This window comes from Massilia sp. Dwa41.01b (assembly GCF_014171775.1).
Lineage (GTDB): Bacteria > Pseudomonadota > Gammaproteobacteria > Burkholderiales > Burkholderiaceae_D > Telluria.
The window spans coordinates 2775180-2798036 of sequence record NZ_CP050454.1; the positions used below are offsets into that span (position 1 = coordinate 2775180).

The 22857-nt window shown below is 66.4% G+C and carries 21 protein-coding genes and 2 pseudogenes; 7 read left to right on the forward strand and 16 right to left on the reverse strand.

Annotated elements, in window-relative coordinates; translation table 11 throughout:
- Positions 1-2: 2 nt before the first annotated feature.
- Positions 3-1013 carry a ubiquinol oxidase subunit II gene (gene cyoA, locus G4G28_RS12725; protein WP_182988540.1) on the reverse strand — a complete coding sequence of 337 codons (1011 nt, stop codon included), beginning with the start codon at positions 1011-1013 and terminating at the stop codon, positions 3-5.
- A 144-nt stretch (positions 1014-1157) separates the two neighbouring features.
- Between cyoA and G4G28_RS12730 the strand changes: the two genes are divergently transcribed.
- The gene (locus G4G28_RS12730) at positions 1158-2501 is read left to right on the forward strand and encodes an MFS transporter (protein ID WP_182988541.1); all 1344 of its coding nucleotides are present in this window, start codon (positions 1158-1160) and stop codon (positions 2499-2501) included.
- A gap of 207 nt (positions 2502-2708) precedes the next feature.
- Positions 2709-3340: pseudogene (locus G4G28_RS12735) on the forward strand (dienelactone hydrolase family protein).
- Between the two features lie 160 nt (positions 3341-3500).
- On the opposite strand, the gene G4G28_RS12740 reads toward G4G28_RS12735, so the two are convergent.
- Together G4G28_RS12740 and G4G28_RS12745 are read right to left on the reverse strand one after the other, a co-directional pair.
- Positions 3501-4409 carry a ZIP family metal transporter gene (locus G4G28_RS12740; protein ID WP_183107409.1) on the reverse strand — a complete coding sequence of 303 codons (909 nt, stop codon included), beginning with the start codon at positions 4407-4409 and terminating at the stop codon, positions 3501-3503.
- A 149-nt stretch (positions 4410-4558) separates the two neighbouring features.
- Complete coding sequence (locus G4G28_RS12745) at positions 4559-5467, reverse strand: manganese catalase family protein (RefSeq protein WP_182988543.1); 909 nt, start codon at positions 5465-5467, stop codon at positions 4559-4561.
- A 412-nt stretch (positions 5468-5879) separates the two neighbouring features.
- On the opposite strand from G4G28_RS12745, the gene G4G28_RS12750 reads away from it, so the two are divergent.
- Positions 5880-6515 carry a hemerythrin domain-containing protein gene (locus G4G28_RS12750; RefSeq protein ID WP_182988544.1) on the forward strand — a complete coding sequence of 212 codons (636 nt, stop codon included), beginning with the start codon at positions 5880-5882 and terminating at the stop codon, positions 6513-6515.
- A 116-nt stretch (positions 6516-6631) separates the two neighbouring features.
- Here the strand turns inward: G4G28_RS12750 and G4G28_RS12755 are convergent, their stop codons facing one another.
- From G4G28_RS12755 to G4G28_RS12785, 7 genes are all read right to left on the reverse strand, one after another.
- Positions 6632-7369: an LrgB family protein gene (locus G4G28_RS12755; RefSeq protein WP_183107410.1), complete on the reverse strand. Its 738-nt coding sequence runs from the start codon at positions 7367-7369 to the stop codon at positions 6632-6634.
- Positions 7362-7724: a CidA/LrgA family protein gene (locus G4G28_RS12760; protein WP_182988545.1), complete on the reverse strand. Its 363-nt coding sequence runs from the start codon at positions 7722-7724 to the stop codon at positions 7362-7364. Before G4G28_RS12760 ends, G4G28_RS12755 begins: the two co-directional genes overlap by 8 nt.
- 358 nt (positions 7725-8082) lie before the next feature.
- The gene (gene hppD / locus G4G28_RS12765) at positions 8083-9171 is read right to left on the reverse strand and encodes a 4-hydroxyphenylpyruvate dioxygenase (RefSeq protein ID WP_182988546.1); all 1089 of its coding nucleotides are present in this window, start codon (positions 9169-9171) and stop codon (positions 8083-8085) included.
- A gap of 287 nt (positions 9172-9458) precedes the next feature.
- Complete coding sequence (locus G4G28_RS12770; protein WP_229507611.1) at positions 9459-10199, reverse strand: SCO family protein; 741 nt, start codon at positions 10197-10199, stop codon at positions 9459-9461.
- Positions 10196-11533 carry a selenium-binding protein SBP56-related protein gene (locus tag G4G28_RS12775; RefSeq protein WP_182988548.1) on the reverse strand — a complete coding sequence of 446 codons (1338 nt, stop codon included), beginning with the start codon at positions 11531-11533 and terminating at the stop codon, positions 10196-10198. Before G4G28_RS12775 ends, G4G28_RS12770 begins: the two co-directional genes overlap by 4 nt.
- A 286-nt stretch (positions 11534-11819) precedes the next feature.
- Complete coding sequence (locus G4G28_RS12780) at positions 11820-12113, reverse strand: hypothetical protein (protein WP_182988549.1); 294 nt, start codon at positions 12111-12113, stop codon at positions 11820-11822.
- Positions 12114-12226: 113 nt separating this feature from the next.
- Positions 12227-13132 (reverse strand): LysR family transcriptional regulator, encoded by a 906-nt coding sequence (locus G4G28_RS12785; protein WP_182988550.1) that lies wholly within the window; start codon positions 13130-13132, stop codon positions 12227-12229.
- 123 nt (positions 13133-13255) lie between these two features.
- Here G4G28_RS12785 and hmgA point away from each other — a divergent pair, with 123 nt between their 5' ends.
- Together hmgA and G4G28_RS12795 are read left to right on the forward strand one after the other, a co-directional pair.
- Positions 13256-14542: a homogentisate 1,2-dioxygenase gene (gene hmgA, locus G4G28_RS12790; RefSeq protein WP_229425051.1), complete on the forward strand. Its 1287-nt coding sequence runs from the start codon at positions 13256-13258 to the stop codon at positions 14540-14542.
- 7 nt (positions 14543-14549) lie between these two features.
- Positions 14550-14963 (forward strand): secondary thiamine-phosphate synthase enzyme YjbQ, encoded by a 414-nt coding sequence (locus tag G4G28_RS12795; protein ID WP_182988551.1) that lies wholly within the window; start codon positions 14550-14552, stop codon positions 14961-14963.
- A gap of 27 nt (positions 14964-14990) precedes the next feature.
- On the opposite strand, the gene G4G28_RS12800 is transcribed toward G4G28_RS12795, so the two are convergent.
- Together G4G28_RS12800 and G4G28_RS12805 are read right to left on the reverse strand one after the other, a co-directional pair.
- Positions 14991-15992: an amidohydrolase family protein gene (locus G4G28_RS12800; protein WP_182988552.1), complete on the reverse strand. Its 1002-nt coding sequence runs from the start codon at positions 15990-15992 to the stop codon at positions 14991-14993.
- A gap of 72 nt (positions 15993-16064) precedes the next feature.
- The gene (locus G4G28_RS12805) at positions 16065-16301 is read right to left on the reverse strand and encodes a hypothetical protein (RefSeq protein ID WP_183107411.1); all 237 of its coding nucleotides are present in this window, start codon (positions 16299-16301) and stop codon (positions 16065-16067) included.
- Between the two features lie 839 nt (positions 16302-17140).
- On the opposite strand from G4G28_RS12805, the pseudogene G4G28_RS26120 reads away from it, so the two are divergent.
- Positions 17141-17659: pseudogene (locus tag G4G28_RS26120) on the forward strand (alpha/beta hydrolase fold domain-containing protein); the annotation flags it as partial.
- Positions 17660-17859: 200 nt separating this feature from the next.
- Here G4G28_RS26120 and G4G28_RS12815 read toward each other — a convergent pair.
- The gene (locus G4G28_RS12815; protein WP_308602487.1) at positions 17860-18597 is read right to left on the reverse strand and encodes a DNA-binding protein; all 738 of its coding nucleotides are present in this window, start codon (positions 18595-18597) and stop codon (positions 17860-17862) included.
- Between the two features lie 113 nt (positions 18598-18710).
- On the opposite strand from G4G28_RS12815, the gene G4G28_RS12820 reads away from it, so the two are divergent.
- Positions 18711-19103 carry a VOC family protein gene (locus G4G28_RS12820; protein ID WP_183107412.1) on the forward strand — a complete coding sequence of 131 codons (393 nt, stop codon included), beginning with the start codon at positions 18711-18713 and terminating at the stop codon, positions 19101-19103.
- Between the two features lie 20 nt (positions 19104-19123).
- On the opposite strand, the gene G4G28_RS12825 is transcribed toward G4G28_RS12820, so the two are convergent.
- The 3 genes from G4G28_RS12825 to G4G28_RS12835 form a co-directional block, all read right to left on the reverse strand.
- On the reverse strand, positions 19124-19372 hold the full coding sequence (locus tag G4G28_RS12825; RefSeq protein WP_182988556.1) for a hypothetical protein: 249 nt from the start codon (positions 19370-19372) through the stop codon (positions 19124-19126).
- Between the two features lie 130 nt (positions 19373-19502).
- Positions 19503-21227: a glycoside hydrolase family 16 protein gene (locus tag G4G28_RS12830; RefSeq protein WP_229425053.1), complete on the reverse strand. Its 1725-nt coding sequence runs from the start codon at positions 21225-21227 to the stop codon at positions 19503-19505.
- 71 nt (positions 21228-21298) lie between these two features.
- Positions 21299-22519, reverse strand: a complete 1221-nt coding sequence (locus tag G4G28_RS12835; RefSeq protein ID WP_183107413.1) for an HDOD domain-containing protein — start codon at positions 22517-22519, stop codon at positions 21299-21301.
- Positions 22520-22857 lie beyond the last annotated feature (338 nt).

Below are 22857 nucleotides of genomic sequence, written 5' to 3' on the forward strand. Positions count from 1 at the left end.
GGTTACTTCTTCACAGAATTGGTTGGGGTTTCGCAGACCTCGCCATCGGCCTTGGCAACCTGGCGCTTCGCATCCTTCGGCAGCTGCTTCAGTGCGATGTCGTTACGCACGCGCTGCATGTCGAGCGCCATCTGGTGGTTGGCGCAAGTCGTGCCTTCGGCCACGCAGCGGTTCACGACGGCATTGAACAGCGCCGACTGCACCGTGCCGTAGTAGCGCACGGGCTCCTTTTCCGACGGCTTTTCCAGCGCCAGGTAGTCGGCGCGGCCCAGCGTGTTGCCGCTGGCCTTGACCTTCTGTACCCAGGCGTCGAAATCGGCGGCGGTGGTGCCGCGGTAGGCGAACTTCATGTGCGAGAAACCGTCGCCGCTGAAGTTCGAGGACATGCCCTTGTAGTCGCCCGGCTTGTTGACGACGGCGTTGAGCGTCGTCTCCATGCCCGGCATCGTGTAGATCATGCCGGCCAGGGTCGGGATGTAGAACGCGTTCATCACGGTCGACGAGGTCAGCTTGAAGCGGATCGGGGTATCGACCGGGGTGACCAGTTCGTTGACCGTCGCGATGCCCTGCTCCGGATAAATGAACAGCCACTTCCAGTCGAGCGACACCACCTGCACTTCGAGCACCTTGGCGCCGGCCGGCATCGGACGGGTTTCGTCGATGCGGTCGAGCGGACGGTAAGGGTCGAGCTTGTGGGTGCTGATCCAGGTGATCAGGCCGAGCGCGATGATGATCAGGAGCGGCGCGCCCCAGATCACGAGTTCGAGCTTGGTGGAGTGGTCCCAATCGGGCTCGTACCTGGCGTTGGCGCCCTGGCGGTATTTCCAGGCAAAGACAACGGTCAGGATCATCACCGGAATGATGATGATTAACATCAGCCAGACCGACACCTTGATCAGGTCGGCCTGCTGCCTCGCGATATCACCGGCGGCATTCATCGTCACCGTATTGCAGCCGGACAGCAGCGCAAGCAGGAGGATCGACAGCCCGGGACGGACAATTTTAGGAATCATGCTAGGTATCTAACGTTACATGGGAATGAGAACATGCTACTGTACTGCCATCGGCCTTAGCTGCACATTGGACGTTTTGTCCCACCCTTGCCCAGGCCAGGGGACCAAAAAGCGGGGCCGGAATCAAACCTGGAGACCGAGATTATGCAAAGCACGAATACGTACGGCGGCGCAGGTGCCGCTCCCGTAACCGCTCCCTGCAGTGGAGCACGCAATATCAATGCCCGGGACGGCCATATCTCCCCGAGCGAAATCGCTGTCGGCGTGGTCATCGGCCGCGCTTCCGAGTATTTCGACTTCTTCGTCTACGCGATCGCCTCCGTGCTCGTCTTTCCACAGGTATTTTTCCCGTTTGCGGACCGGCTTGAAGGCACACTATACGCATTTACCATTTTTGCGTTCGCATTCATCGCGCGCCCCTTCGGCACCGTGATCTCGATGATCATCCAGCAGCGTTTTAGCAGGGAAATCAAGCTGACCATCGCCCTCTTCCTGCTGGGCACCTCCACCGTCGTGATTTCCTTCCTGCCCACCTATGCGCAGATCGGCACCACTTCCATCATCCTGCTGTCCCTGATGCGCATCGCCCAGGGCCTGGCCCAGGGCGGCTCCTGGGACGGCCTGCCCTCGCTCCTGGCCCTGAACGCGCCCGAGCACAAGCGCGGCTGGTACGCGATGCTCGGCCAGCTGTCGGCCCCGCTCGGCTTCCTGATCGCCGCCGGCATGTTCGCTTACCTGCTCGATAACCTGCAGAGCGACGACTTCCTGATCTGGGGCTGGCGTTTCCCCTTCTTCGTCGCCTTCGCGATCAACGTCGTCGCCCTGTTCGCGCGCCTGCGCCTGGTCTCCACCTCGGAATACTCGCGCCTGCTCGACGCCCATGAACTCGATCCGGCACCGGTCGGCGAACTGGTGCGCAACCAGGGCAGCAACATCGTCATCGGCGCCCTCGCCGCGCTGGCCAGCTATGCGCTCTTCCACCTGGTCACCGTGTTCCCGCTGTCGTGGATGCAGCTCTACGACACCCGTCCGATCAGCGGCTTCCTCTACATCCAGATGTGGGGCGCGGCCGTCGCCGCCGTCGGCATCCTGATTTCCGGCCTGGTTGCCGACAAGGTCGGGCGCCGCACGACGCTCGGCACCCTCGCCGCCCTGATCGCCATCTTCTCGGCCTTCGTGCCGATGCTGATCGACGGCGGCGAATCGGGCCAGAATGCCTTCATCCTGATCGGCTTCGGCCTGCTCGGCCTGTCCTACGGCCAGGCTGCCGGCGCGGTCACCTCGAACTTCGAACAGCGTTTCCGCTACACCGGCGCGGCCCTGACCAGCGACCTGGCCTGGCTGGTCGGCGCGGCATTCGCTCCGCTGGTTGCGCTTGGCCTGTCGGCCAACTTCGGCCTCGGTTATGTCAGCCTGTATCTGCTCTCGGGTGCGGTCGGCTCGCTGGCGGCGCTGTCGCTGAACCGCAAGCTGGAGATTCGCGACTAAGCTGCGTTCCCTGCATGTGAAGACGGCCGGACTGCGTGTCCGGCCGTTTTTGTTTGGCGCTTCCCTGCAGCCGGGCGAGCGTCGGTGCTGCTTGCGGAACCCCTCTGCCAGGCCAACGCCGTATTCCTGCGCACCGAATCGTCGCCTGTGCGCGACGGATTTTTTCGTTGGCGCGAGCGTCCAGGCAGTGTTGAGGGAGCGTGCACCATGCGCAAGGTACTGGCCAACATCCCGGCGGGCACGGCAGTGCTCGAAGGCGTGCTCGAGCTGCCTGCCAGGCCGGCCGGGGTTGTCCTGTTCGCCCACGGCAATGGCAGCAGCCGTTTCAGTCCGCGCAACAACATGGTGGCGGCGGCCTTGCGCGCCGCAGGCATTGCCACCCTGCTGCCCGATTTGCTGACGCGCGAGGAAGACGCGCATCGCTCCAGCCGTTTCGACATCGACCTGCTCACCGCCCGCCTGCACGCGGCCGCGGCCTGGCTGTCTACCGAGCCCTTGAGCGCACCGCTGCCCCCGGGCGTCTTTGGCGCGAGCACCGGGGCCGCCGCTGCCCTGCGGCTGGCGGCCGATAGCGGAAGCAGCGTGGCGGCCGTCGTCTCGCGGCGCGGCCGGCCCGACCTGGGGGCGCCGCGCTGGAACAGGTGCTGGCGCCGACGCTGCTGGTCGTGGGCGGCGCAGATACCGCGGTGATCGAACTGAACCGACTGGCCCTTGCTGCCTTGCAGTGCGAGAAGGCGCTGGAAATCGTGCCGGGGGCGACGCATTTGTTCGAGGAAGAAGGCGCGCTCGAGCGTGTGGCCGAGCTGGCGTGCGCGTGGTTCATACGGCACTTCCCGTAAGGTTGGCGCAGCCGGCGACCCGGCATGGCCGCCGACGCGGCGGTAAGGGCAGCTAGCGCTCCACCAAGCGCAGCTTGGGCGTGTCACGCTTGTCCACGGTCCGGAGCGCGTCCAGAAACGGGAGATGTCGCGATCCCCGCGCCGGCAGCTCCGCCGCCCCCTAAGCCAACGCCGTATCGAGCACGGTCATCAGCACGAAGCCGAAGATGACCGCAATGGTCGCGGTGGTGCCGTTGCCGTTCTCGCGCATCTCGGGGATCACGTCGTGGACAATCACGAACAGCATCGCCCCGCCGGCCGCGGCCAGCGCCACCGGCAGCATGCCGGCCGAAATGCCGATCAGGGCGACGCCCGGGGCCGCCGCGACCGGTTCGATCAGCCCCGACAGCACACCGAAGCCGACGGCCGCCAATCGGCCGTAACCGACCGTGCGCAGGGCCAGGGCCACGACCAGGCCTTCCGGCACGTCCCGGATCGACACGCCGGTCATGAGGGAGTTCGCCTTTTCCATGTCGATGCCGGCGTAGGCGACGCCGATGGCCAGGCCCTCGGGCAGGTTGTGCAGGGCCACGGCCGTGACGAACAGCCAGGCGCGGCGCAGCGAACTGGCACCGGCGCTCCCGTTGAGCACTTCGGCCGGTTCGATCGCGTGGCTCATGAGGAGGATGGCACCGGCGCCACCCATCAGGCCGACGCCGGCCAGCAGGCTCGCTTCCCACGGGCCGGCGCCCGACGAGCGAGCCGCCGCCAGCGCGGGAATGACGAGCGAAAAAGCAGTCGCACCGAGCATCACCCCGGCGCCGAAGCCAAGAAAACTGTCGTAGGTGCGTTTCGAAAAATTCTGGGAAAACAGGACAGGCAAGGTGCCCAGTGCGGTGGCCGCGGCAGCGATCCCGCCGCCGAGCAGGGCCGCATGCATTTTCGCGTTCGCGTGCATGACCTGGTCGACGAGGCTGCCGAGCAGCAGCAGGCAGCCGACCGCGCAGATCAACAGGCCGATCACGCGCCGCACGGTCAGCGTGCGCGCCAGGGCGCCGCCCAGGCGCAGCTTATGGATATTCGTATTCATCCGGATTCCTTTCCGTTCGCCTTGCGTTACCATCCTGCCATCTCAGGGGAAAAAGCGGCGCAAGATGAAGGTACAGCCGCGGCGCGCGAGGGCGCGCCGCAGCTGCGGTCATGCCTGTTTGCCTGCCGATCTACTCAATCGTCCGCCGTTCAAGGCTTGCTGACAGCCGACGCGCCTTTCGGCGTGGCCGGGTCGAGGCCGAGCTCGGCGCCCGTGACCGGATCCTTGGACGGATCGGACATGGTGCGCATCTGCATCTGCTTGAGCGTCTCGATGTCCTTGGCCGGCAGTTTGACCTCGGCTTCGCCGGAGCCGCCGTCGACCGCCATCTGCTTTTCGCGGTCGGTGACGAAGTCCCACTTCTCGCCCTGGTTCCACGGGCCGCGCATCTCGCCGGGACCCTGCGACATGTTGAAGTAGACGCTGGAGAAGCGCGGATCGACCGGCATTTTGCCTGGAGGGAAATTCGACTCCATCGAATACAGGGCTTTTTCGAAGGATTTCTGGTGCGCGACTTCGCGCGTCATGAGGAAGCCCAGCGCTTCCTTCACACCCGGGTCGTCGGTCAGCGCGATCAGGCGCTCGTAGACGATCTTGGCGCGCGCTTCGGCGGCGATGTTCGAGCGCAGGTCGGCGGTCGGCTCGGTAATCGAGTCGATGTAGGCCGCGGTCCAGGGCACGCCAGCGGAATTGACCAGCGGCGTGCCGGCGCCGTACAGCACCTGGGTCACGTGGCTGTCGTTGCCGGCGCCGGTGATCTTGCGATACATCTCGGCTTCGGTGTCGACCGCTTCGGCCAGTTCACCCTTGGCACCCTTGTTCAGCATGGCGACGATGTGGCCGATCACCTCCAGGTGGCTCAGCTCTTCGGTCGCGATGTCCATCAGCATGTCCTTGCGGCCTGGATCGTCTTCCGATACGGCCTGCGTGAAGTAACGCATCGCTGCGGCAAGCTCGCCCTGCGGGCCGCCGAACTGCTCCAGCATCAAATTGGCCAGGCCCGGATTGGGACCACTGACCCGGACGGTGTACTGGAGGCGCTTGTTATGTGCAAACATATTCACTCCTTCGATAGATTAAGACTAAGCGTTCACGCGAATGCGTGCAACGCTATCGCTACACGGCTGAACGCGCTTTCAGCGCCAGCCGGACGTGAGGCTCATCATCGCAGCGTTCGCTGCATGCGTAATCAGCAGCGCCGCCGTGTCGATGTAGGACAAGGGTGACAAACTGTTAAAGCCGATAAAGCGCGGAAAGCAAGGTTTCCCTATGGCGAGAGGGACCGACAGTTACAGCTGAGCTGAACACCCGGGCTGCCCCTGCTCCAGCCGGCCGGGGCCGTCGTTGCTAATGAAATACCCCGGCGGATGACGCGGCATATGCCGACAAGGGCTTGCGTCGGGCTCCTACGCCGTGCGCCCAACGGCAGCGCTAGCATGTTGGTTATTCGTCAATCCGGAGGGATGCCAAATGTTTTCACTGAACAAATTGAGCCCGACCATCACCGACATGATCCGCTTCGATCACTCGCACGTGATGGTAACGTTCCACCAGTACACGAAGGACAAGGCGCCAAGCGTCAAGAAGGCGCTGGCCGAAACGATCTGCACCGCCCTGGAAATCCACGCGACGCTGGAAGAAGAAGTGTTCTATCCAGTCATGCGCCAGCTCGACAAGGGCGAACCCTTCGTCCACAAGGCCGAGCCCGAGCACAACGACATGCGCCGCATCATTTCGGAACTGCGCCGCACGAGCGGTTCCGATCCGCGCCACGACAAGCTGCTGCTGGAACTCATGCGCGACGTGATCCACCACGTGGCAGACGAGGAAACGACGCTGCTGCCGCAGGCTGAAATGCTGATGAGCAAAGCCCGCCTGTCGGACCTGGGTGCGCAAATGACCAAGCGCCGCATGGAACTCATCGCGCCGAAAGCCGGGCAGCTGGCGAAGAACCACGCCGTTGGCTTCTCGGGCAGCACCGCCGCCGTGGTCGTCGGCGTTGCCAGCGCCCTGTTCGCGATGCGCACCCTGGTCAAGAAACCAGGCGGGGGCGAGAGCAACAACCGCACCTGGGCCAACGCCAACTCGATGCCGCACGGGAGCTGATATCGGGCAGGTCCGGACGCAGGCCGGGCCCTGCCCGGCGAATTTCCAGGCGGTGCGCACTGCATCCCCGGCTTGGGCACGCGACGGACACTGTCCGTCGTGTGCCTTTGTCCTTTTCACCCCAGCCAACGCACCATCCACGGCACCAGCACCGGCGCCAATACCGCCGTCAGGATGCCATTGAGTCCCATCCCCAGTCCCGCGAACGCGCCCATCTCGGCGCTGACCTGGAAGGCGCGCGCCGTGCCGATGCCATGCGCCGCCACGCCGAGCGCAAAGCCGCGCGCCGCATGCGACTCGATTTTCAAGGCATTGAACAGGAAGCGCGCGGTGATGGCGCCAAAAATCCCGGTGCCGATCACCAGCACGGCAGTGAGCGCAGGCACCCCGGCCAGACGTTCCGACACGGCCATCGCAATCGGCGTGGTCGCCGACTTCGGTCCCACGGTGCGCGCCAGGAGCGGCGAGCCGCCCAGCAGCAAGACCACCGCGACGCTGCTGACGATGGCCGTCACGCAGCCGGCGACAAGGGCGCCAAGGAGGGGCAGGAAGGCGCGGCGCATGCGCGGCAACTGGCGTGCGAGCGGCACCGCCAGCGCCACCGTTGCCGGACCCAGCAGGAAGTGCACGAACTGGGCGCCGGCGAAATAGCGTTCGTAGGACATGTTCGACAGCAGCAGCGCCAGGCTGACCAGGCCGATCGCGATCGCCACCGGATTGGCCAGCGGCGAAAACCGGCAGCGCGCATGGATGGCCTGGGCGAGGATGTAGGCGCAGAGCGTGATCGTCAGTCCCAGTAGCGGCGAGGCCGACAGGTAGACCCAGAAGTGGCTGAGGTTGGCGAAGCTAGGCATCGTCGGACGCCTTCGTTTGCGGGTCCGGTGTCATGCTCTTCAGCACGAGGGCGGTGACAGCCAGGGTGGCCAGCGTGCTCACAGCCAGCGAAGCGACGATCGCAATCCAGTGCCCGCTGCCGCTGCCGGCCGCGGCGACGATGCCTACGCCGGCGGGGACGAACAGCAGCGACAGGTGGCGCAGCAGCTCGTTGGCGGCGGCTTCGATACGGGTTTGCAGGGACGGCCAGATGAGCAAGGCGGCAAACAGCAGCACCATGCCGGCGACCGGGCCCGGCACGGGAAGCTTGAACAGGAAGACGATGCCTTCGCCGAGGCATTGGAACAGAAGGAGGATGGCGAAGGCGGGGAGCAAGCGGGACTCCGGTCGGGGTGAGGTGGATATGAAGATTCCGATACGTCGATGAGGCGACGCCTTCGCATTGTGCCATCAGCCGGGGTGGCGCTACGCGCGCTAGCGTGGCGCGGACGAGGCGCCTGCGTCGTCATGGGGCGCGTGCGTTCGGAGTGGCTCACGCAATGGTTGCAGGCGGGATCGCGTGGTATGGGCGGGTAAGACGGCGTGGACAGGGGAGTCCACCTCAGGTTCATTCGCGGCAGTCTCCGCGGGGGGATGCGGCGGGCGTCACGGGGTGGACAGCGTGGGCACGAGTGCCCACCCTACGCACGACAGGGGCTGCGCGCGGCCGACGTGCGCGCAGCGTCCTGTCGCTTTATGCCATCTCGGCGGCTTGTCCGATCGCGCCGCGCTTGATCTGGTCGCGCTCGATCGATTCGAACAGGGCCTTGAAGTTGCCTTCGCCGAAACCGTCGTCGCCCTTGCGCTGGATGAACTCGAAGAACACCGGGCCCAGCTGCGGCTCGCCGAAGATCTGCAGCAGGAGGCGCGGCTTGCCGTCCTGGACCGCGCCATCGAGCAGCAGGCCGCGTGCCTGCAGTTCGGCGGCGTTCTCGCCGTGGCCCGGGATGCGGCCGTCGAGCATCTCGTAATAGGTGGCAGGCGGCGCGCTCATCAGGGGCACACCGGCCGCGCGCAGGGCGTCGACGGTCGTGATCAGGTCATCGGTCAGCAGCGCGATGTGCTGGATGCCCTCGCCGTTGAACTGCATCAGGAATTCCTCGATCTGGCCCCCGCCCGCCTTGCCTTCTTCATTGAGCGGAATGCGGATCTTGCCGTCCGGCGCCGTCATCGCCTTCGAGGTCAGGCCGGTGTACTCGCCCTTGATGTCGAAGTAGCGGATTTCGCGGAAGTTGAACAGCTTCTCGTAGAAGCCGGCCCAGAAGGCCATGCGGCCGCGGTAGACGTTGTGGGTCAGGTGGTCGATGATCTTCAGGCCATGTCCGGCCGGGCGGCGGTCGACGCCCTCGATGAATTCGAAATCGATGTCATAGATCGACTTGCCGTCTTCGAAGCGGTCGATCAGGTACAGCGGCGCGCCGCCGATGCCCTTGATGGCCGGCAGGCGCAGCTCCATCGGTCCGGTCGGGATCTCGATGGCCTGGGCACCGAGTTCCAGCGCGCGCTTGTAGGCCTTGTGCGAATCCTTGACGCGGAAAGCCATGCCGCAGGCCGATGGGCCATGCTCGGCGGCGAAATAGGCGGCGTAGCTCTTCGGCTCGTTGTTGACGATGAAGTTGATGTCGCCCTGGCGGTAAAGGACAACGTTCTTCGAGCGGTGCACCGCGACCTTCGTAAAGCCCAGCGTCTCGAAGATCGGCTCGAGCAGGCCCGGCGTTGGCGAAGCGAACTCGACGAACTCGAAGCCCATCAGCCCCATTGGATTCTCAAACAGGTCAGCCATCTTGTTTTCCTTTTGATGCAAAATAGTCTCCTCCAGACGGCGAGCAGGCCGGGTAGGCCCTCCCGCGCCGGGCGGAATATCCAGGCCGGTGCTCATGGCGCCGGCCACCCCTTCGTATGTACGAGGCGCCGCGCTGGCATGGCCGGGCGGCGTCAACGACCGGAATGATACGCTAGTTGGGCCTTGCCTTCCTGCCCCATGATGTCGAAAACTTACGCCCGCGCCACGCGCACGCGGTCAAACGTCCCAGGCTGCGGGCAGTTTTTCTGCGGCCATGTCGATCTGGTTCAGCGGCGCCCCTGCTCCATCAGCAGGGTACGGATGTCGCCGAGCAGCACGGCCGGATGCAGGTAGGACGTCGAATAGATTTCGCGCACCTCGCCGCGCGGATCGAGCAGGTAGACCTTCAGCATGTGACTCAGCACCGGGATACGCGTGCCCGGCGCCTTGGGCGCGGCCACCGAGACGTCCTGGCCGAAACCGCCCAGCAGCGGCGCCAGTTCCCTGCCATTGCGGGTGGTGAGGAAATGCCAGTCCAGGCCGCGCCGGTCACGCGCCTCCTGCCCGCCGTAGCTGCGCATCGCCACCGGCGTGTCGTATTCCGGATCGAAACTCATACTCACGAAGCGCACCTTGCCGCGCAGGGCGGGGGTGCGCTCGATCGTGTTTTTCAGCTCATGCAGGGTGGCATACGCCAGCGGGCATCCCTTGGGATCGCTGCAATAGGTGTAGATGAAGGAGAACAGCGTGACCTTCCCCGTCGTGAACTCCGACAGGCGGTGCACGCTGGCGTCGCTATCGAGCACGACACCGTCGGGTGCCTTCATGATGCGTTCCAGGCGGTAGCTGCCGGGCGCGGGCGGGGTAAAGCCGAGCGGCGGGACGCTTGACGTGGCGCTTGCTGCCGCCATACCGGGCGGGCCGGCGGCCAGTACGAGCGCCAGCAGGACGCCCCGCCCGGCCGCTACGCCCCGCCGCGCCAGGCTGCGGCCCCGGACGCAACCAGCTCGCGCGCTCGCGCCGCTCACCGCGCCGCAAGCCCGGCGGCGCTGCCGGCGTCGCCGCCGTAGGCCGTTTGCATCCCGGTCTGGGCGCCGAATTTCATGTGGTGCGGGCGGCCGAGTTTCAGCTTGTAGAAGTCGACCGTCCACTTTTCGTTGAGCTCCTTGCCGTCCCAGGCGAACAGCTTGACGAACTGCTCGTCATCGAGACCGCCCTTGTCCCACTTGGCCAGGAGCGACGAGCTGACGTACACGCGCTTGCCATCCCAGCTTTGCGAAATCATGTTCACCTGCGAGCCGGTTTTCTTCGCATAGGTCTGGCGCGGCGCTTCCGGGTTGCTGATGTCGAAGTAGCGGGTGGTGCCGTCCATGAAGGTGTTCACCCACAGCCCCTTGCCGTCGGCCCGCATTGAGATATCGACCGGCAGCGGCGTCTTCGCCGGGTCGCCGATGGCGGCCACGTCCTTCGCCTGCCACTGGCCCTTGGCATCCTTTTTCACCAGCCAGAGTTTGGAGGTAAGTGCCGTGGCCGTGATCGCCCAGTCCTCGCCGCCGGCGAGCGACCAGCGGATTTCCAGCGGCGCGCCCGGCACGTTCAGTACCTGCTCGGGCTGCATGGATTTCAGGTTCCACACCACCATCGTGTTGCCGAACTGCTTCATTGCGCCCCCGTCCTTGACCAGGGTACCCAGCGGCGTCATGTAATTCTTCTTGCCGGTGAAGCTGGAACTGAGCATCACGTTTTTCGCCGGGTTGATGGCCAGGTCGTAGCCATAGCCGTCGCCGCCCTTCAGCGCCTGCGCGGCCGGGATGTCGTACTTGCGGATGAACTCGCCCTTGTTGTTGTACAGGGCCATGCCGGTGGCGCCGCCGCCGTCCTTCGTGTTCGACAGCGCGCCGATCAGCATCCGGCCGGGCAGCGCATAGAAGGTATGCGGGCCGACCAGGCCGGATTTCTGGGCGAAGTCGGCGATGGTGTTGACCAGGCGTGGCTTGGCGGGGTCGGTATGCACGTCGAAGACATGGATCTTGCTGTCGTCCAGGCCGCCGGCCCAGAGGAAGCGGCGGTCGTCGGTGAAGCCGGCATGGTGGGCCTCGCCGCGCCCGCCCACCGAGATCTGGGTGATTACCTGGCCAAAGCGGGGCGACTTCGGATTGACGTCGAGGGTCACGAGCTTGTCGGAGCCGTCGCCCATGCCGGGCACGCCCAGCGTCCACACGTAGAGGTAGTCCTCCTGCCCCTTGATGAGGTTCGACAGGTAGGGCGAGTTGCAGGTTTCGTCGGCAAACACGGGAGTGCTGCCGAGGCCGAGCATGAGGGCGGCAAACAATGCCGCGCGCGTGAAACGAGTGGTTCGCATCTTGATCTCCTGTGGGTGGCTATCCGGTTCGACGCGCGGGCGGCATTGCGCCATTCCCGGCCGCTGTATGTACAGCAGGATCAGCATACTCTTGCCGAACGCAAAGATGGTAATGTTTTAGCATCGCTCGCCCGCGGTGTTGGGGTTTGCGCCACATCAAAGTCGATGGGGAACGGGAACCAGCGCGCGGGACCGCAAGAGACCCTTGCACCTGAAAGAGCCTGACGAAACCTCGGCGGTGTGCGTCGCTAGCGAACCTGTGGCTGCGTCCGCTTGACTGCGCGACCTAAGCGGGCTTCAGCGTTTTTGTCCGGGCATCAGAAAAGTACCCGACCTTGTCTCCCTGAAGTTCCTGGGCAAGACGCTCGCATAACGCCAGCCCGATAGCATCAAGGGCTTCCACCTCTCGTGGATCGTTAAACTGCCGGTAGTGTGCTGTTTCGTAGCGGGCTAGCCAGCTAGCGATCGCCTCTACGACATCTGGCGAAAGGCCTAACTCGCCAAGTTCGACATACTCGCCCCTCATAGGGTCACGGACACCGGTCCCAGAGAACATTCCATCGACAATCAGGTAGCGCATCTCACTGCCTTCTCAGCTGTTTCGTCCGCTTTTGGCCGTTTGCGGACGTTCAGAATTGATCAGTGTACGGTGTTGTTGCTATCACGACAAGCAGGAGGTTTAGTCCGGCGCTCTTACTCTCCGAACGCCGCGACAACCAGTTCACGCAGCCACGCATTGCCCGGGTCCTGGTTGTAGCGCCGGTGCCAGAACACCTTGGTCTGCAGGGTCGGCAAGCTTAAGGGCGGAGTAATCGCCACCAGCCCAAAAGGCGCGGCAGCCTGCTCGGCGAGCTTCTGCGGCACCGTCACCACCAGTTCGCTGGCGCTGACGATATACGGCACCGCCGTGAAGTGCGGCACGCGAAAGCGCGTCGACGGGCCGATGCCCGCTTTCTCCAGCAGCGCGTTGACCCGTTCGTAGGGGCTGTCGGCCGAATCGACCAGCAGGTGTTCGCAGGCGAGGAAGCGCGCAAGCGTCACCTCGCCACTCGCCAGCGGATGGGCGTGGCGGACCATGCTGACGTACGGCTGGCGAAACAGCAGGCGTCCGTACAAGGCTTCCGACACGTCGTCGAAGGCGCCGACGGCCAGGTCGACGCGGCCGCTTTCCATTTCTTCCTTCAGGGCGATCGCGCCGGCGCGCACCGAGCTGATGCGCACCCCGGGGGCCAGGCTGCGGCAGCGTTCGATCAGCGCGGGCATGAAATAGACTTCGCCGACATCGCTCATCGCCACGGTGAAGCCGCGCGTGCTCGTCGCGGGATCAAACCCGCTGCGCTGGTTGAGCGCCAGTTCCACCTGCGCCAGCGCCGCACCCACGGGTTCGGCCAGCTGCTCGGCATAGGGCGTCGGCTGCATGCCTTGCGCGGTGCGCACGAAGAGTTCGTCGCCAAACGTGCGGCGCAGCCGGGCCAGCGCATTGCTCACGGCGGACTGCGTCAGGCCCAGCCTCCTGGCCGCGCTGGAGATATTGCGCGCGCGGTAGACCTCCTGGAACACCAGCAGCAAGTTCAGGTCGATACTGTTCGGCTCGATCACCGGATGCCCCCGCTATTTACGATGTGAATAGTCTACATTTTTCTATTGATATCGTAAAACTCCTTGGCATCTTGTACAGTGACCGTTCGAAGCGGCGCCTTCACCGCCGCCATGGAGACCGCCATGTCCTACCAATCCGGATTCGGCAACGAATTTGCCACCGAGGCCCTGCCGGGCGCCCTGCCCCAGCACCGCAATTCGCCGCAGCGCGTCGCCTACGGCCTGTATGCCGAGCAGATTTCCGGCACCGCCTTCACGGCGCCGCGCAGCCATAACCGCCGCTCCTGGCTCTACCGCATCCGCCCGGCCGCGATGCACGGCAGCTTTAGCCAGATCGATGGCGCCCGCATCGTCGGCGACTTCACGCGTGTACCACCGCCGCCGAACCAGATGCGCTGGAGCCCGCTGCCGATGCCCGATGCGCCCACCGACTTCATCGACGGCTGGGTGACCATGGCCGGCAACGGCTCGGCAGAGAGCATGACGGGCTGCGCGATCCACCTGTACGCGGCCAACCGCTCGATGACGGAGCGCTTTTTCTATTCCGCCGACGGCGAACTGCTGATCGTGCCGCAGGAAGGCCGCCTGGAAATCGCCACCGAACTGGGCACCATCGAGCTCGAACCGCAGGAAATTGCCGTGGTCCCGCGTGGGATCCGCTTCCAGGTAAGGCTGCCCGACGGCCAGGCGCGCGGCTACATCTGCGAGAACTTCGGCGCCCTGCTGCGCCTGCCGGACCTGGGTCCGATCGGTTCGAACGGCCTGGCCAACCCGCGCGACTTCCTGACGCCAGTCGCCCGTTTCGAGGACCGCGAGGGCGAGTTCGAGCTGGTGGCGAAATTCTGCGGTAACCTGTGGCGCGCGAAGATCGGGCACTCGCCACTGGACGTGGTCGCCTGGCACGGCAACTACGCGCCGTATAAATACGACCTGCGCCACTTCAATACCATCGGCTCGATCAGCTACGACCATCCCGATCCGTCGATCTTCCTGGTCCTGCAGGCGCCCTCGGATACCCCGGGCGTGGACACGCTCGATTTCGTGATCTTCCCGCCACGCTGGCTCGCCGGCGAAAACACCTTCCGCCCGCCCTGGTTCCACCGCAACGTGGCCAGCGAGTTCATGGGCCTGGTGCACGGCGCCTACGATGCGAAGGCCGAGGGCTTCCATCCCGGCGGCGCCAGCCTGCACAACTGCATGAGCGGGCACGGCCCGGACGCCGCGACCTTCGACAAGGCCAGCAATGCCGACACCAGCCGGCCCGTCAAGGTGGCCGACACGATGGCCTTCATGTTCGAGACCCGTAACGTGCTGTGCCCGACGGTCCATGCGCTGGAATCGCCCCAGTTGCAGGCGAACTACCAGGACTGCTGGGCCGGCATCCAGAAGCATTTCCGGGCCACGCCGTAAGCGCGCCATGGCACACCAGGCCATCCTGCACTTCACCACCCGTGGGCGCGGCACGCTCGACATCACGCGCGAGGTCGAACAGGCGGTTGCAGCCGCGAACGTCGCCTGCGGCCTGGCCCACGTGTTCGTCCAGCACACCAGCTGTTCGCTGACCATCACCGAGAACGCCGACCCGGACGTGCGGCGCGACCTGGAGACGGTACTGGCGCGCCTCGCGCCGGATGGCGATCCGGCTTACCGCCATCGCGACGAAGGGCTGGACGACATGTCGGCGCATGTGCGCACCGTGCTCACCGATACGGCGGTCACGGTGCCGGTCGGCGACGGCCGGCTGCTGCTGGGCACCTGGCAGGGCATTTACCTGTGGGAGCACCGCACCGGCGGGCACCGGCGCACGGTGGTCGTGACGGTGATCGGCTGAAGCCGGCAGGCACGCCACCGGCCTGGACTAGTTTGCCGGGGTCCCCGCTGCCGGTTCTTCCGGCCTGAAGTAAGGCGCCACATTCCCGGCGACCTGGGCAAATTCCTTCCCGCTCAGCGGCAGGCGCTGGAAGGCAGCCCAGGCTGCGCGCGGCCGCAGGTTCTCGCCCCGGGCGGAATCGGTCCCGTACAGCACCCGGTCCAGCCCGATCTGGCGCAGGCGCCGCGCCAGCAGCGCGGCCTCCTCCGGCTTGATATCCGGCTGCACCATCGAGGCGACATCGAACCACAGCCCGCGCGTGGCCGGATGGCGCTGCTGCACCGCCTCGGCCAGCGTTGCCAGCACTTCCTGCGCGGGCGGATCGTCGAAGCCGGGCCCGGTGCCGCCCAGGTGCGCCACCTGCACCGGTACGTCCGGCGCGGACGGCAGCACCTTGTCGAGGAAGGCGCGTGCCTCGTTGGCACCGTAGGGACGCTTGTTGCGGATGCTGGCGCGCATGTGCACGACAATCGCCATCCCTTCCCGGTTGGCTGCCGCGAACACCTGCGCCAGGCGCGCCACATGCTCGGGCTGGTCCAGTTGCACATCCGAATTGCCGAGATGGAGCTTGATGCCATGCTTCAGGCCAGGCTGGCCCGCGCAGCGGCGGATTTCCTCGAGCGCATACGCCTTCAGCGGTGCGATGCCGCAGAAGGCAATCAGGCGGCCGGGAAACTGCGCCGCCTGGGCCGCCGTCCAGTCGTTCTCGCGCCTGACCTGCGCGTACTCGTCGGCCACCCGGTGCCGCGGGCTGCCGTACATGTAAGCGGTGGAGAGCAGCACCGCGCGGCGGATGCCGGCCGCGTCGAGAAGCGGCACCAGTTCCTTTGCCGGCAGCGGCTTGATGCCCGCCTCCGGCCCGAGCAGCTTGACGATACCGTCGCTGAAGACATGCTGGTGATGGTCGACGTCGGGCGCCGGGGCAGCCATGGCGGCCGGCGTGCAGAACGCCGCGATGGCGGCCATCAGTAAGTACTGGACACGGCGCATTCTGCTCTCCCGGCAATGGTGGACGGCACAGTGTAGCGCGTGCGCCCGGCGCGTCAATACGGGGGCGGCCTCTTATTTGAGGGCGTCGGCGCGGCACATCATCGCGTACTTCCCCTTCAGCTTGAGATTCATGTAGCCGTGGCGGCCGGGTTCAAGGCGCGCCGCGATGAGCGGATAATACGCCGCCAGGTGCGCGCGGGCGCGCTCGAGGTCATCGGGCGTAGTCACGACCATGCCGCCGCGCGGATCGCGCATGCGCACGTCGCCGACGTAGACCACCTTGCCGCGGGCGGCTTCGAAGGTGACCACCGGGTCGCCATCGCAGGGAAGGAAAATATAGGGTTGCCGGCCGAAGCGCGCGACCAGCCCCGCGATGCCGTAGCGCCGCGCGCCCCTCGGTCGCGTCGACCCTGGCGACGATATACCCGCCCCGCGGCGTGGTGATGAGCGAGGCGGCCCAGGCGTCGCGCACCCATTGTTCGGGCGTGACATCGCCCTTGAAGATCTGCAGCTCGACTTGCGGGCTCACGCCCATCACGATGATCGCGTCGTCGCCGAAGTCGGCGTAGTTGGAACGCGGGTCGAGCCCGGGCGACACGGCGCAGCCGCCGAGCAGGGTTGCACCAAGTAGCATGACAAGGAAGATCGCGCGCATGGGAAGCCTTATTGTTCAGAGAGAAACAATTGTAGCGCAGTCTGCTGATCGATACGTCGTCAACGGGGAAGGCGCCATGTGCGGCGCCGAACGAACTGGCGCGCTTGTCCTAGAATGGAGGCGAACCGGGCAGCTGCCCGACCGCGGGAACCACGCATTGACCACGACCACCACGACCGTCGCCCCCATCGCGCTCGACGCTGCCACCCTGGACGCCGCGCGCAGCTTCAACCGCAAGCTGGCACGCGCGCCGCGTTTCAAGGCGCGCTCCCGCCTCATGCCAATCCTGGCGCAGGCCCTGCTGCGCCTGTCCCAGGTCGGCGCCGACCGCAGGCTGGCACGGCGCGGCATCGGGGTCGAGACCCGCGTCGCCACGCACGCGGGCCTGCGCGTGCCGGTACGCGTGCTCCGTCCGGCAGCGCATTCAGCCAGCCCGCCGCGTGGCGTCGTGCTCGACATCCACGGCGGCGGCTGGGTCATCGGTAACGCGCGCATGAACGACAAGCACAATGCGGCGCTGGTCGAACGCTGCGGCGTGGCGGTGGTCTCGGTCGACTACCGGCTCGCGACCTTCACGCCGATGGCGGGTTTGATGGACGACTGCCTCGCTGCCAGCCGCTGGCTGCTGGAGGGCGGCATGCCGGAACTGGCCGGGTTACCGCTGATCGTGCGCGGCGAATCGGCCGGCGCCCACCTGGCCGCGGCCACCCTGCTGCGGCTGCAAGCCTGGCCCCGCCTGCTGGAACGCATCGATGGCGCCCTGCTCTACTACGGCGTGTATGACATGGCGGGAACGCCGAGCGTGCGCGCGGCCGGAGCGGAGACCCTGGTGCTGGACGGGCCCGGGATGACGGACGCGCTGCGCCTGCTCACGCCAGGCCTGGACGATACGGCACGGCGCGCGCCGCCGCTCTCGCCGCTGTACGGCAGCCTCGAAGGCATGCCGCCGGCACTGATGTTCGCAGGTAGTATCGATCCGCTGCGCGACGATTCGATCCTGCTGGCCGGGCGCTGGCGCGCGGTCAACGCGGTCGATCTGCAGCTGCTGCCGGAGGCGCCGCACGGCTTCCTCCATTTTCCGACGCCGCTGGCGGACATCGCGCTGGAATACAGCCATGCCGGGTGCGCGCGCGGCTGGACGACTGGCACCGGCACCATGGAGACAAAGCGGTGGCCGCCAGCCTGGCCGCCGGCCGCGCCCTCGAATAAGACCTACTTCTTGCGCAGCGCCGCGATCTGGGCACGCAGGTCCCTGACCTCGTTGGCGAGGCTGTCGCGCGCGGTGGCGGCGCCGACCAGTTCCATCTCGGCCGCCAGGCGCGCATCCGATTGGGTGGCGGTAGCGGCAAGGTTGCGCTCGAGCTGCTGGCGCAGGTCGGCCAGCTGCGCGTCCTTGCCTTCGATCGCCAGCTGGTCCTTCGCCTTGCCGACCAGGGCATCCATTGCCACCTGGCGCGCGTTGCGCAGCTCGGCGTTCAGGCGCTCGATTTCCTCCTCGCGCTCGGCAATCGTCGCCAGCGCCTCGTCGCGCGCGCGGCCCGCATCGTCCAGGTCCCGCTGCAAGTCGTCGCGCTCGGCCTCGAGTGCTTCGCCGGCTTCGCGCAGTGCCGCCATGTCGCTTTCGTGCCGGGCCAGGGCCTCGCGCGCCGGCGAGCCGGCCTCCTCGGCGAACTGCTGCGCCCAGCGCGCCAGGTCGGCCAGCAAGGCCTCGGGCAGCTGCGCCTGCGGCGGGGCTGGTGGCGCCGCGTGTTCGGCGCGCCACGCCGCCAGGTGGCGGTGAATCGCGGTCGGCGTCCCGCTGCCCAGCGCATCGCGTACGGTGTCGATAGTGACCTGCCGGCCCTCCCCCTGCAGGCGGCTTGCCGCCGCCGCCACTTCCTCGTATGTCAATTCCTGGCGCGCCATGTCCATGATCGTGTAGTGAGATTGGATGCTGTCCGGGTCGATCATACGTTACCGGCCCACATTACCGGCGCCGCCGACGTCCCCGTGGCGTTGCATGTCAGTCAAGCCGATCCTATACTCGTGCGGTCGCGCCGCCGGCGCATCACCAGGACCCCGTCATGAAACTCGGCTATACCATCATCTATGTACCCGACGTCGCGGCCGCGCTCGCGTTTTTCGAGACCGCCTTCGGGCTGACGCGCCGATTCCTGCACGAAAGCGGCGCCTATGGCGAGCTCGAGACGGGTGCCACCACGCTGAGCTTCGCCGCGCACGAACTGGGCGAAATGAATTTCCCGGGCGGCCACGTGGCTGCGCACAGCTCGCCCCAGCCGCTGGGCTTCGAGATCGCCCTCGTGACCGGCGACGTGCCGGCCGCATGCATGCGGGGCCCTGCGGCCGGAGCGCGCGAAATGGCGCCGCCGACCCACAAGCCCTGGGGCCAGACGGTGTCCTGGGTACGCACGCCGGACGGCGTGCTGGTGGAGCTGTGCACGCCGGTCACCGGCTGAGAGGGCGCGCCTGCGGCCCCTCAGTCGCCGGGCCCTTCGCCAGGCATCGTATCGGCCATCAGGCGGAGTTCCTCCGGCGTGAGTTCTTCCGGCTTCTTGTCGGCCAGGCCGTCGGTAGCGTCGTGGCTTTGTGGGGCGGACTGCTGGCTGCCTTGCTGACTTCCTTGCTGGTTGCCCTGCTGCTGGTTTTGCAGCTGCGTTTGCTGTTGATTCGCTGCGTCGCCTGATTGCTGCTGGCTGCCAGATCCATTCTGCGATTCGTTCGTCATCATGCCCTCCCTGCGATTCGGTTCGAGATGACGCCAGTGTGACATGTCCTTGGCGGCGCTGGCGTCCGCATGAATCGCAGCTGCCGGCGCCCCGGTGTAGCGCCCGGAGTGCCGGCAGACCCGGACAGCCTTACTTCATCGTATAACTCTGCTGCGCCGTATCGACCGCGAAGTTACGCGTCGTGTCCCAGTAGGTGAAACTGTAGCGCACCACGTCGCCGATCTTCAGGCCGCCCGCCACATAGGTGTTCACGCTGCCATCGAGGCGCATGCGCACGTTCTGCTGGGCACCGTTGTTGACCGTGTAGTGCACGTCGGCCCAACTGCCGGTGGTGGTATTGAACTGCAGCATGGTGCTCGAGGTCTGCGTCACCGAGGTCGGGCCGCTCGGCGTGGTCGGCGGCGGGGTAACCGTGCTGCCGGAATCCCAGACGATGTCGTCGATCGCGAACTGGAAGGTCGAGGCAGGCAAGCGGTTGGCGTCGCTCGAGATCATGAACACGTCCAGCAGCGACTGCGCCGCCACCTTCGGCCCCAGCAGGGTCGATACCGGCACCGTGGCCTGCGCCCAGTCGCCATTGCGCACCAGGCCGTAAGCCGTGGTGTTGGCCGGGAAGTTGACCCAATTCTGGTTCGTGTAGGTGTCGCCCACGCCGATGTTGAACGAGACATTCGCCGGAATCTTGATGCGGAACTTCACTGTGCCATTGCGGAAGTTCGACAGGTCGCGCGCCTGGCGGGCCTGGACGCCGCCGCCGAACCACTGGCCGGGCGCCGTGTAGTTCCAGGCGATGACGTTGCTGCCCTCGAAGGGTGCCGTGTTCCCTGCGCCGGATGACGCGCCGTTCCACAGGAAGATGTCGGAACTGGTCCCCGCAACGAGTTTGCTGTTCACGGCCGTGGTGTCGGTGAACACGCCAAACTTGCCCACCTCCGGCACGGTCTGGTTGCCCAGCTTGACGCTGCCCTTGCCATCGAGCTGGTAGACGCGGACATAGTCCACATACATCGTGCCCGGCAGCGGCGCCGTCACCTGGCCGGGGCTGGCCGCGTCAGTGAAGTTGCCGCCGACGGCCAGGTTCAGCAGCAGGTAGAACGGCGCCTGCAGCGCGGTGGAATTGACCGGCAGCGGCGCATCGTACATGTTGCGCTCGACGCCGTTGTCGACGACCGTAAAGCGCATCTGGTTATCAAGCCAGTACATCCGGTAGGTGACGAAGCGGTTCGCCAGCGAGGTCGCGGGAACGTACCAGTTCTTGGTCTGCCAGGCGGTCGAGGCCGCGCAACTCTCGTTGCCGGGCACGCAGGCGGCCTGCTGCCAGGTGATGACGTTCGAGCCGGTGAAACGGTCGGTCGAGGGCGATCCGGCGGCGGCGCGCACGGAGGCCCTGTGGCCCATTTCCATGATGTCGATCTCGCCGTTGCGCGGCCAGGTCTGCGGGCTCACGCCCAGCATCCAGGCGGCCGGCCACAGGCCAGTGCCCAGGGGCGGGGTGCTGAGGCGGATCTCGATCATGCCGTACTGCACCTGCACCTTGCCCTTGCTGTCCACCTTGCCCGAGGTGAAGACGTTGCTGCCGACGGTCTGGCTGCGTGCCTGGATGGCCAGTGCGCGCGTGCCCGACTCGAAGGGCACGTTGGTGATCGACAGGTTGTTCGGGCTGTAGTATTCCAGCTCGGCATTGCCGTAGCCGCACAGGTTGATCTGGCAGCCATTGCCGTCATAGGTGTTCCAGACGGAGGTGTTCAGGCTGGTGCCGTTGAATTCCTCGGACCACAGCAGCTGGCCGATCTGGGGGTTGTCGACGCTGGCCGTGGCATGCGCGCCGCAGGCCAGCAGCAGCGACGCCGCCAACGTTCGGGAAAGCGCGTGGAAAGGTTTCCAATTCCGTGTGTGTTCTGGGTGACGGTGTTCGTTCTGGTTATTCACTTCGACTCCTCGGTTAACTCCAAAAGAAAGCGGGCCGGATGTGCCGGCGCCGCGGCCTGCCAACTTGCTTGCGTTGGTCTCGAATTGAATGGGGTCGGGAGAGATCCCGGTAGCGCGAATGGAAACGTTTCCAAAGGATGGAGGAGAATATATGCCGAATTCGAACGAGCGTCAAACGGCACGCATGATGCGTGCGGGCTTACCCGGCGGGCATGGCGACATGCTGGTGTAGTCGGGAGTTGCCCGTCAATGGCCTCGAGCATGGCAAGGCGGACCAGGCAGCGGCGCGCAACGCAGTCCACCACCATGGTGCGGCAGCGCCCGCACCGCCCGTCCCCGTGTCGGGCCGCGGCGCCTGCCCTATTCGTCCTCGTCCTGCAGCTGCGCGAAACAGGCCAGCGCCGCCTTGCCGAGGCCGTCGACAACGAAGGGTTCGTCGGCGGCGAAGCGGGCGCCGTCCACCAGCAGGCGCAGCTTGCCGAGGCGGTCGGCCAGCGCCAGCAGACGCGGGCGAGCGGCGGCGCGTCCGTGCTGCCCGGGTCGAGCGGGTCGAGCCCCGCCGACGCGTTGATCGCCGCGCTGACGGACTCGGGAAAATCCCACAGCGTCGCGATCTGCGCCGACAACAGGCGCGACCGCATCAGGAGCGCCTCGACGAACGCGGGCGACTGCGGCACCGTGCCCTCCTCCGCCAGGCCGTCGATCAGGCGAAAGGCCACCACGAGCCCGATGTTGGCCATCAGCCCCGCCAGATAGGCTTCGAAAGCGTGGGCGCGCATGGCGGGCGCGAGCCGGGCGGCGGCCTGGGCGCACTTTTCCGACTGGCGCCAGATGAGCGGGGCCACCCGCCGCGCCAGGCGCCCGCTCTGCATGCTCATGACCGGGCGGAAGGCCACGCGCGCGAGCAGCATGCGCATGCCGTTCTGGCCCAGCAGCATGACGGCGGCGTCGATGCTGCTGACCGGCGGCCCGGCGTGGTAGCGCGGCCGGTAGCATGGCCGGTTCGCTTCGCGGTAGACCTCCGCCACCAGCACCAGGTCCTGCGACAGGTGGCGCGACAGCGCGGACACGTTCATGTCCTCGTCGCGCAGCAGGCGCATCAGTTCAGGGATGATTTCGGGAACGCGCGGCACCAGCGCGGCGCCGCTCTCGGGCGCGGCCGTCAGCGCGGCCAGGCGCGCGAGCACCTCGCCTTCCAGGGTCGCGGCCGCGGGCAAGGCGCCGCCCGCGGCCAGCCAGCGGTACCAGGCGGCGTCGACCTCGGCGGCGCTTGCCGCCGGCGCGGTGTCCTCCTCGCGCTCGTCCTCGTGCGCCGCCGGCGCGCGTGCAGCATCCCCGCCGCCTTGCCCGTGCCCTCGCCGCCGCCCAACAACTTGCCTATCCAGCCCATGTGCGTCCTGCCCGCCAAAGAATCGTTCCGCCCCGATTCTAACCCGTGGGCGCGGCGCGCACGGGCACGGGCACGGCCCTACCGTTGACGACCTGACAATTCACCGGTGCGCGCCCGCATCCGGCTCGCATGCGATGATTGCGCCAGGGCGCCCATGACAAAGGC

Excerpts from the sequence above, each read along its gene's own strand:
- cyoA (WP_182988540.1), bottom strand. The coding sequence starts at position 1,013 with ATGATTCCTAAAATTGTCCGTCCCGGGCTGTCGATCCTCCTGCTTGCG.
- G4G28_RS12730 (WP_182988541.1), top strand. The coding sequence starts at position 1,158 with ATGCAAAGCACGAATACGTACGGCGGCGCAGGTGCCGCTCCCGTAACC.
- G4G28_RS12740 (WP_183107409.1), bottom strand. The coding sequence starts at position 4,409 with ATGAATACGAATATCCATAAGCTGCGCCTGGGCGGCGCCCTGGCGCGC.
- G4G28_RS12745 (WP_182988543.1), bottom strand. The coding sequence starts at position 5,467 with ATGTTTGCACATAACAAGCGCCTCCAGTACACCGTCCGGGTCAGTGGT.
- G4G28_RS12750 (WP_182988544.1), top strand. The coding sequence starts at position 5,880 with ATGTTTTCACTGAACAAATTGAGCCCGACCATCACCGACATGATCCGC.
- G4G28_RS12755 (WP_183107410.1), bottom strand. The coding sequence starts at position 7,369 with ATGCCTAGCTTCGCCAACCTCAGCCACTTCTGGGTCTACCTGTCGGCC.
- hppD (WP_182988546.1), bottom strand. The coding sequence starts at position 9,171 with ATGGCTGACCTGTTTGAGAATCCAATGGGGCTGATGGGCTTCGAGTTC.
- G4G28_RS12775 (WP_182988548.1), bottom strand. The coding sequence starts at position 11,533 with ATGCGAACCACTCGTTTCACGCGCGCGGCATTGTTTGCCGCCCTCATG.
- G4G28_RS12780 (WP_182988549.1), bottom strand. The coding sequence starts at position 12,113 with ATGCGCTACCTGATTGTCGATGGAATGTTCTCTGGGACCGGTGTCCGT.
- hmgA (WP_229425051.1), top strand. The coding sequence starts at position 13,256 with ATGTCCTACCAATCCGGATTCGGCAACGAATTTGCCACCGAGGCCCTG.
- G4G28_RS12795 (WP_182988551.1), top strand. The coding sequence starts at position 14,550 with ATGGCACACCAGGCCATCCTGCACTTCACCACCCGTGGGCGCGGCACG.
- G4G28_RS12800 (WP_182988552.1), bottom strand. The coding sequence starts at position 15,992 with ATGCGCCGTGTCCAGTACTTACTGATGGCCGCCATCGCGGCGTTCTGC.
- G4G28_RS12815 (WP_308602487.1), bottom strand. The coding sequence starts at position 18,597 with ATGATCGACCCGGACAGCATCCAATCTCACTACACGATCATGGACATG.
- G4G28_RS12820 (WP_183107412.1), top strand. The coding sequence starts at position 18,711 with ATGAAACTCGGCTATACCATCATCTATGTACCCGACGTCGCGGCCGCG.
- G4G28_RS12825 (WP_182988556.1), bottom strand. The coding sequence starts at position 19,372 with ATGACGAACGAATCGCAGAATGGATCTGGCAGCCAGCAGCAATCAGGC.